Annotated in this window: 14 protein-coding genes and 1 tRNA gene; 12 read left to right on the forward strand and 3 right to left on the reverse strand. The window is 40.1% G+C overall.

Going from position 1 to position 12,728, the window contains the following annotated elements; translation table 11 throughout:
- Positions 1-369: 369 nt before the first annotated feature.
- Together ADF68_RS00985 and ADF68_RS00990 are read right to left on the reverse strand one after the other, a co-directional pair.
- Positions 370-442, reverse strand: a tRNA-Thr gene (locus tag ADF68_RS00985).
- A gap of 122 nt (positions 443-564) precedes the next feature.
- The gene (locus ADF68_RS00990; protein WP_049548261.1) at positions 565-1,308 is read right to left on the reverse strand and encodes a lysophospholipid acyltransferase family protein; all 744 of its coding nucleotides are present in this window, start codon (positions 1,306-1,308) and stop codon (positions 565-567) included.
- 130 nt (positions 1,309-1,438) lie between these two features.
- On the opposite strand from ADF68_RS00990, the gene ADF68_RS00995 reads away from it, so the two are divergent.
- The 6 genes from ADF68_RS00995 to ADF68_RS01020 all read left to right on the forward strand — a co-directional run bounded on the left by ADF68_RS00995 (position 1,439) and on the right by ADF68_RS01020 (position 8,509).
- Positions 1,439-3,775 (forward strand): cation-translocating P-type ATPase, encoded by a 2,337-nt coding sequence (locus tag ADF68_RS00995; RefSeq protein ID WP_049548262.1) that lies wholly within the window; start codon positions 1,439-1,441, stop codon positions 3,773-3,775.
- A gap of 101 nt (positions 3,776-3,876) precedes the next feature.
- Positions 3,877-4,554 (forward strand): tRNA (adenine(22)-N(1))-methyltransferase, encoded by a 678-nt coding sequence (locus ADF68_RS01000; RefSeq protein WP_049548263.1) that lies wholly within the window; start codon positions 3,877-3,879, stop codon positions 4,552-4,554.
- Positions 4,541-5,338: a Nif3-like dinuclear metal center hexameric protein gene (locus ADF68_RS01005; RefSeq protein WP_049548264.1), complete on the forward strand. Its 798-nt coding sequence runs from the start codon at positions 4,541-4,543 to the stop codon at positions 5,336-5,338. Before ADF68_RS01000 ends, ADF68_RS01005 begins: the two co-directional genes overlap by 14 nt.
- A 16-nt stretch (positions 5,339-5,354) precedes the next feature.
- Entirely contained in the window at positions 5,355-6,452 is a 1,098-nt protein-coding gene (locus ADF68_RS01010; protein ID WP_049548265.1) for an NAD(P)/FAD-dependent oxidoreductase, read from the forward strand.
- 103 nt (positions 6,453-6,555) lie between these two features.
- Positions 6,556-7,575: a UDP-glucose 4-epimerase GalE gene (galE, locus tag ADF68_RS01015; RefSeq protein ID WP_049548266.1), complete on the forward strand. Its 1,020-nt coding sequence runs from the start codon at positions 6,556-6,558 to the stop codon at positions 7,573-7,575.
- Positions 7,559-8,509, forward strand: a complete 951-nt coding sequence (locus ADF68_RS01020) for a glycosyltransferase family 2 protein (RefSeq protein WP_075230676.1) — start codon at positions 7,559-7,561, stop codon at positions 8,507-8,509. The genes galE and ADF68_RS01020 overlap by 17 nt, the downstream gene beginning before the upstream one ends.
- Before the next feature lie 102 nt (positions 8,510-8,611).
- Here ADF68_RS01020 and ADF68_RS10270 read toward each other — a convergent pair whose 3' ends face one another.
- Positions 8,612-8,809, reverse strand: coding sequence for a ferredoxin (locus ADF68_RS10270; protein ID WP_080979354.1), 198 nt, complete (start codon positions 8,807-8,809; stop codon positions 8,612-8,614).
- Between the two features lie 45 nt (positions 8,810-8,854).
- Here ADF68_RS10270 and ADF68_RS01025 point away from each other — a divergent pair, with 45 nt between their 5' ends.
- The 6 genes from ADF68_RS01025 to pdxT all read left to right on the forward strand — a co-directional run bounded on the left by ADF68_RS01025 (position 8,855) and on the right by pdxT (position 12,722).
- On the forward strand, positions 8,855-9,343 hold the full coding sequence (locus ADF68_RS01025) for an SAG1386/EF1546 family surface-associated protein (RefSeq protein ID WP_000410178.1): 489 nt from the start codon (positions 8,855-8,857) through the stop codon (positions 9,341-9,343).
- An 8-nt stretch (positions 9,344-9,351) separates the two neighbouring features.
- The gene (gene cmk / locus ADF68_RS01030) at positions 9,352-10,023 is read left to right on the forward strand and encodes a (d)CMP kinase (protein WP_045762908.1); all 672 of its coding nucleotides are present in this window, start codon (positions 9,352-9,354) and stop codon (positions 10,021-10,023) included.
- Positions 10,024-10,162: 139 nt separating this feature from the next.
- The gene (locus ADF68_RS01035) at positions 10,163-10,501 is read left to right on the forward strand and encodes a zinc ribbon domain-containing protein YjdM (RefSeq protein ID WP_049548267.1); all 339 of its coding nucleotides are present in this window, start codon (positions 10,163-10,165) and stop codon (positions 10,499-10,501) included.
- 2 nt (positions 10,502-10,503) lie between these two features.
- On the forward strand, positions 10,504-11,136 hold the full coding sequence (locus ADF68_RS01040) for a Pr6Pr family membrane protein (RefSeq protein ID WP_049548268.1): 633 nt from the start codon (positions 10,504-10,506) through the stop codon (positions 11,134-11,136).
- A 137-nt stretch (positions 11,137-11,273) separates the two neighbouring features.
- Positions 11,274-12,149, forward strand: a complete 876-nt coding sequence (gene pdxS / locus ADF68_RS01045) for a pyridoxal 5'-phosphate synthase lyase subunit PdxS (RefSeq protein ID WP_006153788.1) — start codon at positions 11,274-11,276, stop codon at positions 12,147-12,149.
- Positions 12,150-12,722 (forward strand): pyridoxal 5'-phosphate synthase glutaminase subunit PdxT, encoded by a 573-nt coding sequence (gene pdxT / locus ADF68_RS01050; protein ID WP_049548269.1) that lies wholly within the window; start codon positions 12,150-12,152, stop codon positions 12,720-12,722.
- The last annotated feature ends 6 nt before the right edge of the window (positions 12,723-12,728 follow it).

Consider the following 12,728-nt stretch of genomic DNA (forward strand, 5'->3'; position numbering starts at 1 on the left):
ATTAAGGGAAGTCCCCAATATCTTTGAATCATTAGAGTGCTTTTTAAAAACTAAATAACTATAAAAAGCCTATAAGTGTATAATTGAGGATTGAGCTTATTACTGTTTGTGCAGAAATGATTGCCAAAAGATAGGGTTTAGTAGTGTTTAGGAAAATAAAAAAAGCTCTCTGGAAAAACCAGAAAGCTTGAGAGGCATCTCCATGTGAGAAATTGGTTCACACAATTTCTCAAGGTCCGCTCCTGCGTTATGACCTCCTTTGCTCAATAGTAGCTCTTGCTACATATCGACTCATCGCAAATTTTATTTTACTATAAGGTCGAAAAAAAGTCAATAAAAAAGTTCCTATGAAAAGGAACTGTTAAACAATGCTAATTGCCGGGATCGAACCGGCGACCTCATCCTTACCATGGATGCGCTCTGCCTACTGAGCTAAATCAGCTTACTTAAAAAGTATACTATAGAATCAAATCTTTGTCAATAAAATGTTTTATATAAAAGTAATCAGCTGTCAGTCAAAGTAAAATGGCTTAAGAGAATATCCCTCAGCCATTTTATTCTAACCTAATTGATTTTGTTTTTTTCCGGATTCCAGATAAAACTTGCGATAAAGCTAAAGATGATGGTAACAATTGCAACTAAGACAGCAAGAATCAGTGCTGGTATGCGAATAAACCACCACAAAGGATTTGGTTTTTTATTTGTATGCCATTGTTTTGTTTCTTCATCCAGACGTTGGAATTCTGATTGGATACGTTCAGCAACCATCTCAATTCCTTCATCATTCATTTTCTTAATGTCTGAGATATCGATAGGATTTCCGAAGTTCATATCGACACGTTCACGACTGATGAGTCCTTTTAAGGTCATTGGACCAGTATAAGTAACTGGCATGATGCGAACCTTGGCCATTTTAGCAATCAGAGCTACGCCACCTTTGACATCGTTAGAATGACGACTACCGCTTGGAAACATGATGAGAGATCGGTCGCTCTTTTTAAGGACATTGATAGGATACTTAATGGCAGAAGCGCTAGGATTTTCCCGATCAATAGGAAAGGCACCACACATACGAATCCACCAACCAAAGATTCGGTTGGAGAAAAGTTCCTTTTTAGCCATAAACACAAACTGTTTCGGTTTGGTCGCAAATGCCATGTAGACAGGATCCCACCAAGTACGATGGGGAGCGACTAGGATATAGTTTTCATCTTGACTCGGAATTTTATTGGTATTATGATAATGAGCATTACCGTTGATAGACCAGAGAATCAACATAACGAGCCCACGAAGATAAGTATAAAACATGGTGTCTCCTTCAAATTTCTTTCTTTTATTATACCTTATCGTTGTAGGACAGGCAAATTTTTTTGTATAGGCGGAAAAGCTCTTTATATGAAATTAGAATTATTCAAAAAAAAATGATATGATAGAGATTATGGATAAAAATAAAATTATAGGCTTAAGCCAATCAGAAGTTAATGAACGTCAGAAACAGGGGCAGGTCAATGATTTCAAAGCATCAGCTAGTACCAGTACTTGGCAGATTGTAAAACGAAATGTTTTTACTCTCTTCAATGCTTTAAACTTTGCTATTGCCTTAGCACTTGCCTTTGTTCAAGCCTGGAGTAACCTAGTTTTCTTTGCGGTTATCTGCTTTAATGCTTTTTCAGGAATTGTAACCGAGCTTCGAGCTAAACATATGGTTGACAAACTGAATCTTTTGAATACGGAAAAGATCACGACCATTCGTGATGGGCAAGAGATAGCTTTGGATCCAGAAGAGCTTGTTTTGGATGATGTGATTCGCTTGTCTGCAGGGGATCAAATTCCAAGTGATGCAATTGTATTAGAAGGTTTTGCAGAAGTCAATGAAGCCATGTTAACGGGCGAGAGCGACTTGGTGCAAAAAGAAGTAGAAGACCTAATGTTGTCAGGTAGCTTTCTTGCAAGTGGTTCTGTACTTGCTCAAGTTCATCATGTAGGGGCAGATAACTATGCAGCCAAACTCATGCTTGAAGCTAAAACTGTTAAACCGATTAACTCACGTATCATGAAATCGCTAGACCAGTTAGCAGGCTTTACGGGTAAAATCATTATTCCATTTGGAATTGCTCTTTTGCTTGAAGCTTTGGTCTTGAAAGGTTTACCACTGAAGTCTTCTGTAGTCAATTCATCGACAGCCCTTTTGGGGATGTTGCCTAAGGGAATCGCGCTCTTGACTATCACCTCTCTCTTAACCGCTGTTATAAAGCTTGGTTTGAAAAAGGTTTTGGTACAGGAGATGTATTCTGTTGAGACCTTAGCACGTGTCGATATGCTGTGTTTGGATAAGACAGGTACCATCACCCAAGGTAAGATGCAGGTTGAGACTGTCCTTCCTCTGACCCAGGCTTTTGATAAAGATACCATTGCCAAAATACTAACCAGCTATATGGCACACAGTGAGGATAAAAATCCAACCGCCCAAGCTATTCGAAAGCGTTTTGCGGGAGAGATAGCTTATCCGATGATTTCTAGCCTTCCATTTTCAAGTGATCGAAAATGGGGAGCAATGGAGTTGGAGGGCCTAGGAACTGTTTTTCTAGGTGCACCAGAGATGTTGTTGAATGCTGAAATTCCTGAAGCTAGGGAAGCTCTTGAACGAGGATCTCGTGTCTTAGTTCTGGCCCTCAGCCAAGAAAAACTTGACCACCACAAGCCACAAAAACTATCTGATATTCAAGCCTTGGCTTTGCTTGAGATTCTAGATCCAATCCGAGAAGGGGCAGCTGAAACTCTAGACTATCTTCGTTCTCAGGAAGTGGGGCTGAAAATTATCTCTGGTGATAATCCAGTTACCGTTTCAAGTATTGCTCAAAAAGCAGGTTTTGCAGACTATCAGAGCTATGTAGATTGTTCGAAAATTACTGATGAAGAGTTGGTTGCCATGGCTGAGGAGACAGCCATTTTCGGACGTGTCTCGCCTCATCAAAAGAAACTGATCATCCAAACGTTGAAAAAAGCAGGTCATACGACTGCTATGACAGGGGATGGTGTCAATGATATCCTAGCTCTCCGTGAGGCAGACTGCTCCATCGTTATGGCTGAAGGAGATCCAGCGACTCGTCAGATTGCAAATCTGGTTCTCTTGAACTCAGACTTTAATGATGTTCCTGAGATTCTCTTCGAAGGTCGTCGTGTGGTCAATAATATTGCCCACATTGCTCCGATTTTCTTGATTAAGACCATCTATTCCTTCTTGCTAGCAGTTATCTGTATTGCCAGTGCTTTGTTGGGACGTACTGAATGGATTCTGATTTTCCCGTTCATTCCCATTCAGATAACCATGATTGACCAGTTTGTGGAAGGATTCCCACCGTTTGTATTAACTTTTGAACGAAATATTAAACCAGTCGAACAAAACTTTCTTAGAAAATCCATGCTTCGTGCACTACCAAGTGCCTTGATGGTAGTCTTTAGTGTTCTCTTTGTTAAAATTTTTGGAACCAGTCAAGGCTGGTCAGCCATTGAAATTTCCACACTTTTGTATTATCTATTGGCATCGATTGGTTTCATGTCTGTAGTTAGAGCTTGCTTGCCATTTAGTCTGTGGCGTGTGCTATTGATTATTTGGTCAGTTGGAGGTTTTCTTGGAACAGCTCTATTCCCAAGAATCCAAAAATTGCTTGAAATTTCAACACTTACAGGTCAAACAATGCCTATCTATGGCATTATGATGCTCGTCTTTATTGTGATTTTCATACTGACAAGTCGTTATCAAGTTAAAAGATAAAGAAAGACTGCAATCCATGATTGCGGTCTTTTTTAGGTGCAGGATTGCCAGATAAAATATGGTATAATAAAGGGAAATAGAGTTTTTGAAAGTGAGAGAAGATGATTTCAAAGAGATTAGAAACAGTAGCTTCTTTTGTTCCCCAAGGAGCTGTTTTGCTGGACGTCGGTAGCGACCATGCTTATTTACCGATTGAATTAGTTGAAAAAGGTCATATTGAAGCTGCCATCGCGGGTGAAGTTGTAGAGGGACCCTATCAATCTGCAGTTAGAAATGTTGAAAGCCATGGCTTGACTGAGAAAATTCAGGTTCGTTTAGCCAATGGTTTAGCAGCTTTTGAAGAAAGTGACCAGGTCTCTGTCATCACTATTGCTGGGATGGGAGGTCGCTTGATTGCTACGATATTAGAAGAAGGATTGGACAAACTAGCCAATGTTGAGCGTTTGATTCTTCAACCCAATAATCGTGAAGACGAGTTACGCAACTGGCTACAAGAGCATGGTTTTCAAATCATAGCAGAAAGTATCCTAGAAGAAGCTGGAAAATTCTACGAGATCATAGTTTCAGAAGCTGGTGAAATGAATCTATCAGAAACTGATGTCCGCTTTGGTCCTTTTTTATCTAAAGAACTCAGTCCAGTCTTCAGCCAAAAATGGCAAAGAGAAGCAAGTAAGCTAGGATTTGCCCTTAGTCAAATTCCAGAAAAAAATCGTGAAGAACGTCAAGTTTTAGTAGATAAAATTCAAGCCATTAAGGAGGTGCTCCATGCAAGCAAGTGAAGTCATTAACCGATATGAAGCCTATTGTCCACAAGAATTTTCTATGGAAGGCGATAGTCGTGGACTGCAAATTGGAACCTTAGATAAGGAAATCCAAAAGATCATGGTTGCCCTCGATATCCGTGAAGAAACGGTGGCAGAAGCCATCGAAAAGGGTGTTGATCTGATTATCGTCAAGCACGCGCCTATCTTTCGTCCGATTAAGGACTTGATAGCTAGTCGCCCTCAAAATCAGATTTATATCAATCTCATCAAGCACGACATTGCAGTCTACGTTAGCCATACTAATATTGATATTGTTGAAAACGGCCTTAATGACTGGTTCTGCCAGATGTTAGGTGTTGAGGATACAACTTATCTACAGGAAACAAGTCCTGAACGTGGCATCGGGCGTATTGGTAATATTAGACCTCAAACATTTGAAGAATTTACTAGTCATGTTAAGGAAGTATTTGGTCTAGATAGCCTTCGTATGGTGTATTATAAAGAGACTGAATTGCAAAAGACAATCTCAAGAGTGGCTATTTGTGGCGGCAGTGGGCAGTCTTTCTACTCTGATGCTTTGGCAAAAGGAGCAGATGTTTACATTACTGGTGACATCTATTACCACACTGCCCAAGATATGTTGTCAGACGGCTTGTTGGCTCTGGACCCAGGACACTATATTGAAGTTCTCTTTGTTGAAAAAATTGCAGCGTTCCTGAATGAATGGAAGGAAGAAAATGATTGGCCTTTAGAGGTTATCGCAAGTCAGGCATCGACCAATCCATTCCATCATATCTAGTTAGAAGGTAAAGACAATGAAAAAAGTTGCTATTGTAGGAGCAGGAATTGTAGGGGCAACGGCTGCCTACTATCTTTCTAAAGAAACTGATATCGAAGTAACTGTCTTTGATCATGGGCACGGACAAGCGACCAAGGCAGCGGCAGGAATTATCAGCCCCTGGTTTTCTAAACGACGCAATAAGGTCTGGTACAAGATGGCGCGCCTAGGAGCAGATTTTTATGTAGATTTATTAGCTGATATAGAAAAATCTGGTCAAAAGGTAGATTTTTACCAGCGCTCAGGAGTCTTTCTCTTGAAAAAAGATGAGTCTAAATTGGAAGAACTCTATCAACTAGCTCTGCAACGTAGAGATGAATCTCCCTTAATAGGGGAATTAGCCATTCTGGATCAAGAGTCTGCGAGTAAGTTATTCCCTGGTCTAAAGGGATTTGAGAGATTGCTTTATGCTTCTGGTGGAGCTCGAGTAGATGGGCAACTCCTAGTGAGTCGTTTACTGGATGCCAGTCAGGTTAAGGTCGTAAAGAAAGAGGTTAGTCTAACTCCTTTATTATCAGGCTATCAGATAGACAATCAAATGTTTGACCAAGTAATTTTATCTACGGGAGCTTGGCTTGGACACTTTTTGGAGCCTTTAGGCTATGAGGTGGATGTTCGTCCTCAAAAAGGTCAACTTAGAGATTATCAAGTGCCACAAGACATGGGAGCTTACCCTGTAGTTATGCCGGAAGGTGAGTGGGATTTGATACCATTTCCTGGAGGTAAGTTATCTCTAGGAGCTACCCATGAAAATGACATGGGATTTGATCTTACAGTCGATAAAAATTTGCTCCAACAAATGGCTGAAGCAGCAAGTTCGTTTTATCCTAGTTTAAAAGATGCAATGATAAGTGGTGAACGTGTGGGGATTCGTGCTTATACGAGTGATTTTTCGCCGTTTTTCGGACAGGTTCCAAACTTATCAGGAGTCTATACAGCAAGTGGTCTAGGATCTTCAGGGTTAACGACTGGTCCTATTATCGGTTATCATCTAGCTCAAATGCTTCAAGGGAGAAAAGGAGTATTGGATCCAGCAGATTATCCGACTGAAAGATATATTAAAAAGAAACAATAGTAAACTTTTTACCTAGTTTTTACGATAGTCTTAGGAAAGTAAATGACTTTCCCTATCAAAAATGGTAAAATGAAAAAAATAATCCAAGAATTGAGGAAATAAAATGCAAGAAAAAATTCTGGTAACAGGTGGAGCAGGTTTTATCGGAACTCACACTGTCATTGAATTGGTCCAAGCTGGACACCAAGTAATTGTCGTGGATAATTTGGTAAACAGTAGTCGTAAAAGTCTTGAAGTAGTCGAAAGAATCACTGGGGTAGAAATTCCTTTCTACGAAGCAGATATTCGTGACACAGATACACTTCGTGATATTTTCAAACATGAAGAACCAACAGGTGTGATTCATTTTGCTGGTTTGAAAGCTGTAGGTGAGTCTACACGTATCCCACTTGCCTACTATGATAACAATATCGCTGGAACTGTCAGTCTCTTGAAAGTTATGGAAAAGACAAACTGTAAGAATATCATCTTCAGTTCATCAGCAACTGTTTATGGAGATCCTCATACAGTCCCAATCCTAGAAGATTTCCCACTTTCAGCTACAAATCCATATGGTCGTACCAAGCTAATGCTGGAAGAAATCTTGACAGATATCTATAAAGCAGATTCAGAGTGGAACGTTGTTTTACTTCGTTACTTCAACCCAATTGGTGCGCATAAGAGCGGTGATTTGGGTGAAAATCCAAACGGTATTCCAAATAACCTTCTTCCATATGTGACACAAGTTGCAGTTGGTAAGTTGGAACAAGTTCAGGTCTTTGGAGACGACTACGATACTGAAGATGGAACAGGTGTACGTGACTATATCCACGTCGTTGACCTAGCAAAAGGGCACGTTGCGGCACTTAAGAAGCTTCAAAAAGGTTCAGGACTAAACATTTACAACCTTGGTACAGGAAAAGGCTACTCAGTTCTTGAAATTATCCAAAATATGGAAAAAGCAGTCGGACGTCCTATTCCATATCGTATTGTTGAACGTCGCCCAGGTGACATTGCAGCTTGCTACTCAGATCCAGCAAAAGCTAAGGAAGAGCTAGGATGGGAAGCAGAACTTGGTATTACAGAGATGTGTCAAGACGCATGGCGTTGGCAAAGTCAACATCCAAATGGATTTGAAGACTAAGATGATGATTTCAATCATAGTCCCATGTTTAAACGAAGAGGAAGTACTTCCTCTTTTTTATCAAACTCTTGAAGTACTGATCCCAGATTTGGGAACAGAAATCGAATACATTTTTGTAGATGATGGTTCGACTGATAAGACTTTGGACGTTCTAAAGGTTTATCGAGAGAAAAATGCTGCAGTACATTATATCTCTTTCTCGCGAAATTTTGGGAAGGAAGCGGCCATATATGCAGGTTTACAACAAGCAAGTGGAGATTTGGTGGTGGTTATGGATGCAGACCTTCAGGATCCACCAAGCCTCTTGCTTGAGATGAAAGAACTACTAGATCAGAATCCAGACTTGGATTGTGTTGGAACTAGGAGAACTAGTCGAGACGGGGAACCCGTTTTACGTAGTTTCTGCGCCGATCTTTTTTATCGTTTCATGCAAAAAATTAGCCCAGTGGCTCTTCCATCGGGTGTCCGTGATTTTCGAATGATGAGAAGAACAGTTGTGGATGCAGTGTTGGAATTGACAGAATACAATCGCTTTTCCAAAGGGCTCTTTGCCTGGGTTGGTTTTCACACTCACTATCTAGAATACCCTAATGTTGAAAGGCGGGCGGGTAAGACTAGTTGGAGCTTTAGACAACTCTTTTTCTACTCTATCGAAGGGATTGTGAATTTTTCAGATTTTCCTTTGATATTAGCTTTTGTTGCGGGTCTTTCATCATGTTTTCTGGCTTTGGTGATGACACTGTTTGTAGTTGTCCGTACTCTCTTACTTGGCAATCCAACTTCTGGTTGGACCTCTCTGATGGCTGTCATTCTATTTCTTGGTGGTGTCCAATTATTGACGATTGGGATTCTCGGAAAATATATCAGTAAAATTTATCTGGAAACGAAAAAAAGACCCCTCTATCTGATAAAAGAACAGAGTGAGTCAAGATAAGATTTGCTAAAAATAAGTCCTTCAAAAGACTATAATTTTCTGGAAAAATATGCTAAACTAGAGGAAGTGGTATTTGGAAATCGAATCACCACTGATGACAAATTAATCTTTGATGAGCGCGCGAGTGGGACACTGTTTTACAGCTTCCAGTAGCTCTTCACTAGCTGGGACGTCTCTCTCTAGTTGATTAGGATCATCATAGAAACGCACTATACCATTATCATGGTAATCAAATAAATCAGAATAGGTTTGGCATAGCCCGCAGGCAATGCATCGTTCAGGTATAAGTGTGATTTTCATATTTATATTGTAATAAGAAATTAGAAAAAAAACAAGGAGTAAGGTATGGAAAAGGAACCATGGCAAGAAGATATTTACGACATCGAGGAAAGTCGTTCGGAACGCAGAAGCAGAGGAAATAAGGAATCAGGAGTAGGAGCTAATCGTATTTTAACGATTTTGGCTTGTATTTTCTTTGTTATCGTTGTCGGTATGATTGCTATTCTAATCTACCTGTCATCCGGTGGAAGTGATCGTACGGCAGCCTTGAAAGATTTTCATGATTCTTCTGCGCCTAAGGTAGAGGAAGTTTCTTCAACATCATCAAGTAGTTCAGTTGAAGCATCAAGTTCTGAAGCAGAATCAACTTCTTCAAGTAGTTCAGAGGAGCATACAAATGCTGAGGGAACCATTACTGTCCTTGCAGGTGAAGGTGAGGCAGCTATTGCAGCTAGAGCAGGCATTTCTATTGCCCAGCTTGAAGCCTTGAACCCTGGTCATATGTCTTCAGGAACTTGGTTTGCAAATCCTGGTGATGTCCTTAAGACAAGATAGGAGTTAGAATGAAAACAATTCAGATCGCTATTGATGGTCCAGCTTCAAGTGGTAAGAGTACAGTAGCTAAGATTATCGCTAAGGACTTTGGCTATACTTATCTGGATACAGGTGCCATGTATCGTGCTGCGACTTACATTGCTTTAAATAACCAAGTAAGCCCAGAAGAGTCATCTCGACTTCTTGAATTATTGGAACAATATCCGATTAGTTTTGGTCGTGCCGAAACAGGAGAACAGCTTGTTTTTGTTGGAGACGTTGATGTTACCAATCCAATCCGAGAAAATGAAGTAACTAATGCTGTATCAGCTTTTGCAGCTATTCCAGCTATTCGTGAAAAATTGGTAGCCCTCCAGCAAGAAATTGCCCAACAAGGCGGAATCGTCATGGATGGTCGAGATATTGGTACAGTGGTCTTGCCTAAGGCTGAATTGAAGATTTTTCTTGTTGCTTCAGTGGATGAGCGTGCAGAACGACGTTATAAGGAAAATCTTTCAAAGGGGATTGAAACAGATTTGGAAACTTTGAAAGAAGAGATTGCTGCGCGTGATTATAAAGATAGTCATCGTGAAACTTCTCCTCTTAAGCAGGCAGATGATGCAATCTATCTGGATACGACAGGACTAAGTATTTTAGAAGTTGTCGAAAAAATTAAATCAGAAGCAGTCAAACATTTTTAATTTGAAATTTTAACCGATTGACCACGATAGTGGTGAGTCGGTTTTTTAGCAATTTGTCAAATTTTTAATTTTAAGGTATAATAGTCTTTGTTAACGAAAATTTGACAATCAAACCATCATGAAAATAGAAGGAGATAAAATGAACAATCTACCAAATTGCCCAAAATGTAATTCAGAATATGTCTATGAAGACGGAGCCTTGCTAGTCTGCCCAGAGTGTGCTTATGAATGGAATCCTGCTGAGCAAGTAGAGGTTGAAGAAGGCCTTGTTGCTATCGACGCTAATGGAAATAAATTGGCTGACGGTGATACAGTAACCTTGATCAAAGACCTTAAGGTAAAAGGTGCTCCAAAAGACCTTAAGCAAGGGACACGTGTGAAAAACATCCGTATTGTTGAGGGTGACCACAACATCGATTGTAAGATTGATGGTTTTGGTGCTATGAAATTGAAATCAGAATTTGTTAAAAAGATTTAATCATGACTGCTTGGAATAAATTTATTTTTTTCAGTCGGACTCTCTTGTTTTTCGCAGCATTTACAGGGGTCTATCTGGAAATTACCAAACGTGGTGGTTTAGGGATGTTGCTTTACTATACAGTCCTTTCCAACCTTTTGGTTGTCATCTTTACAGCTTATCTTTTGTTAAAGATGCGTAGTGGCGGTGATAGTTGGCAAAGTCCAGGAATTCTACGTCTCAAAGGTGGTGTCACTATGAGTATCATGATTACTTGTGTCATCTATCATTTCATGCTAGCTCCTTTGACGACAGATTTTTACCGTTTGGAGAATTTCCTTTGTCATTATATCGTACCTCTCTGGTTTTTAGCAGATACAATTATTTTTGATAAGAGTCGTCAATATAAGTGGTTTGATCCCATGCTTTGGACCAGCCTTCCTTTGTTTTATATGATTTTTGCCATCTTAAACGGTTTTGTTCTAAAGATGGATGTCCCTAACGCTAAGGATAGTCCCTTCCCTTATTTCTTTTTGAATGCTACCAAACATGGTTGGGGCTTTGTCTTTAAATGGGCAGCTACTATCTTTCTTGCCTATATGGTTTCAGGATATCTCTTTTATCTTGTTAAAAACATTAAAAAATCTAAGAAATAAAAGTACCCAATGTGGGTGCTTTTTTTGTGATAGAGATAATTGTACCCGGACAAATCGATTTATTTTATCTTGTTATGCAGTCTTTTATACCTTACAATAAAATTGTAGCTACCAATACAACTATTGAGGAAGAGAAAATGACTGAAAATCGTTATGAATTAAATAAAAATTTGGCACAGATGCTTAAGGGTGGCGTCATCATGGATGTTCAAAATCCTGAGCAAGCAAGAATTGCAGAGGCTGCGGGTGCGGCAGCTGTTATGGCCTTGGAGCGAATCCCAGCTGATATTCGTGCAGCGGGTGGTGTCTCTCGCATGAGTGATCCAAAGATGATTAAGGAAATCCAAGAAGCTGTCAGCATTCCAGTTATGGCTAAGGTTCGAATTGGGCATTTTGTTGAAGCACAGATTTTAGAGGCCATCGAGATTGACTATATCGATGAGAGCGAAGTTCTATCTCCAGCTGACGATCGTTTCCATGTGGACAAGAAAGAATTTCAAGTTCCTTTTGTTTGTGGTGCTAAAGACCTAGGAGAAGCCTTGCGCCGTATCGCTGAAGGAGCTTCTATGATCCGTACAAAAGGGGAACCAGGAACAGGAGACATCGTTCAGGCGGTTCGTCATATGCGTATGATGAATCAAGAAATTCGTCGCATTCAAAATCTCCGTGAAGATGAACTCTATGTCGCAGCAAAAGAACTCCAAGTACCTGTAGAATTAGTTCAATACGTTCACGAACATGGAAAACTACCAGTCGTTAACTTCGCAGCAGGTGGTGTAGCAACACCTGCAGATGCTGCTCTTATGATGCAGCTAGGTGCAGAAGGTGTCTTTGTTGGTTCAGGGATTTTCAAGTCAGGTGATCCTGTTAAACGTGCAGCAGCAATTGTTAAGGCAGTTACAAACTATCAGAATCCTCAAATTTTAGCTCAAATCTCTGAAGACTTGGGAGAAGCTATGGTTGGTATCAATGAGAATGAAATCCAAATTCTCATGGCGGAGCGAGGAAAATAGATGAAAATCGGAATCTTGGCCTTGCAAGGTGCCTTTGTAGAACACGAGAAAATACTTGCTCAACTAGGAGTTGAAAGTATTGAACTGCGAAACCTAGAAGATTTTCAGCAACATCGAAGTGAGCTATCAGGTTTGATTTTACCTGGCGGTGAGTCGACAGCTATGGGAAAACTCCTACGTGACCAACAGATGCTACTTCCTCTAAGAGAGAGTATTCTCAATGGTTTACCAGTCTTTGGGACTTGTGCTGGTTTGATTTTACTAGCGAAACAGATTACTTCTCAGGAAGAGACTCATCTGGCTACCATGGACATAGTAGTGGAGCGCAATGCCTATGGACGTCAGTTAGGAAGCTTTTATACAGAAGCTGACTGCAAGGGCGTTGGTAAAATTCCAATGACCTTTATCCGTGGACCAATTATCAGTAGTGTTGGTGACAGTGTTGATGTTCTAGCGATTGTGAACAATCAAATCGTTGCGGCACAAGAAAAAAATATGCTGGTAACCTCCTTTCATCCTGAATTGACAAATGATCTTCGCCTGCATCAATACTTTATCAATATGTGCAAATAAAAATAG

Source organism: Streptococcus pseudopneumoniae (genome assembly GCF_001068775.1).
Classification (GTDB): domain Bacteria; phylum Bacillota; class Bacilli; order Lactobacillales; family Streptococcaceae; genus Streptococcus; species Streptococcus pseudopneumoniae_N.

What these genes read in the sequence shown, in the direction of transcription:
- galE (WP_049548266.1), top strand. Translation starts at nt 6,556, where the DNA reads ATGCAAGAAAAAATTCTGGTAACAGGTGGAGCAGGTTTTATCGGAACT.
- pdxS (WP_006153788.1), top strand. Translation starts at nt 11,274, where the DNA reads ATGACTGAAAATCGTTATGAATTAAATAAAAATTTGGCACAGATGCTT.
- ADF68_RS01040 (WP_049548268.1), top strand. Translation starts at nt 10,504, where the DNA reads ATGACTGCTTGGAATAAATTTATTTTTTTCAGTCGGACTCTCTTGTTT.
- ADF68_RS01020 (WP_075230676.1), top strand. Translation starts at nt 7,559, where the DNA reads ATGGATTTGAAGACTAAGATGATGATTTCAATCATAGTCCCATGTTTA.
- ADF68_RS01010 (WP_049548265.1), top strand. Translation starts at nt 5,355, where the DNA reads ATGAAAAAAGTTGCTATTGTAGGAGCAGGAATTGTAGGGGCAACGGCT.
- ADF68_RS01035 (WP_049548267.1), top strand. Translation starts at nt 10,163, where the DNA reads ATGAACAATCTACCAAATTGCCCAAAATGTAATTCAGAATATGTCTAT.
- ADF68_RS00995 (WP_049548262.1), top strand. Translation starts at nt 1,439, where the DNA reads ATGGATAAAAATAAAATTATAGGCTTAAGCCAATCAGAAGTTAATGAA.
- ADF68_RS01005 (WP_049548264.1), top strand. Translation starts at nt 4,541, where the DNA reads ATGCAAGCAAGTGAAGTCATTAACCGATATGAAGCCTATTGTCCACAA.
- ADF68_RS01000 (WP_049548263.1), top strand. Translation starts at nt 3,877, where the DNA reads ATGATTTCAAAGAGATTAGAAACAGTAGCTTCTTTTGTTCCCCAAGGA.
- ADF68_RS01025 (WP_000410178.1), top strand. Translation starts at nt 8,855, where the DNA reads ATGGAAAAGGAACCATGGCAAGAAGATATTTACGACATCGAGGAAAGT.
- cmk (WP_045762908.1), top strand. Translation starts at nt 9,352, where the DNA reads ATGAAAACAATTCAGATCGCTATTGATGGTCCAGCTTCAAGTGGTAAG.
- ADF68_RS00990 (WP_049548261.1), bottom strand. Translation starts at nt 1,308, where the DNA reads ATGTTTTATACTTATCTTCGTGGGCTCGTTATGTTGATTCTCTGGTCT.
- pdxT (WP_049548269.1), top strand. Translation starts at nt 12,150, where the DNA reads ATGAAAATCGGAATCTTGGCCTTGCAAGGTGCCTTTGTAGAACACGAG.
- ADF68_RS10270 (WP_080979354.1), bottom strand. Translation starts at nt 8,809, where the DNA reads ATGAAAATCACACTTATACCTGAACGATGCATTGCCTGCGGGCTATGC.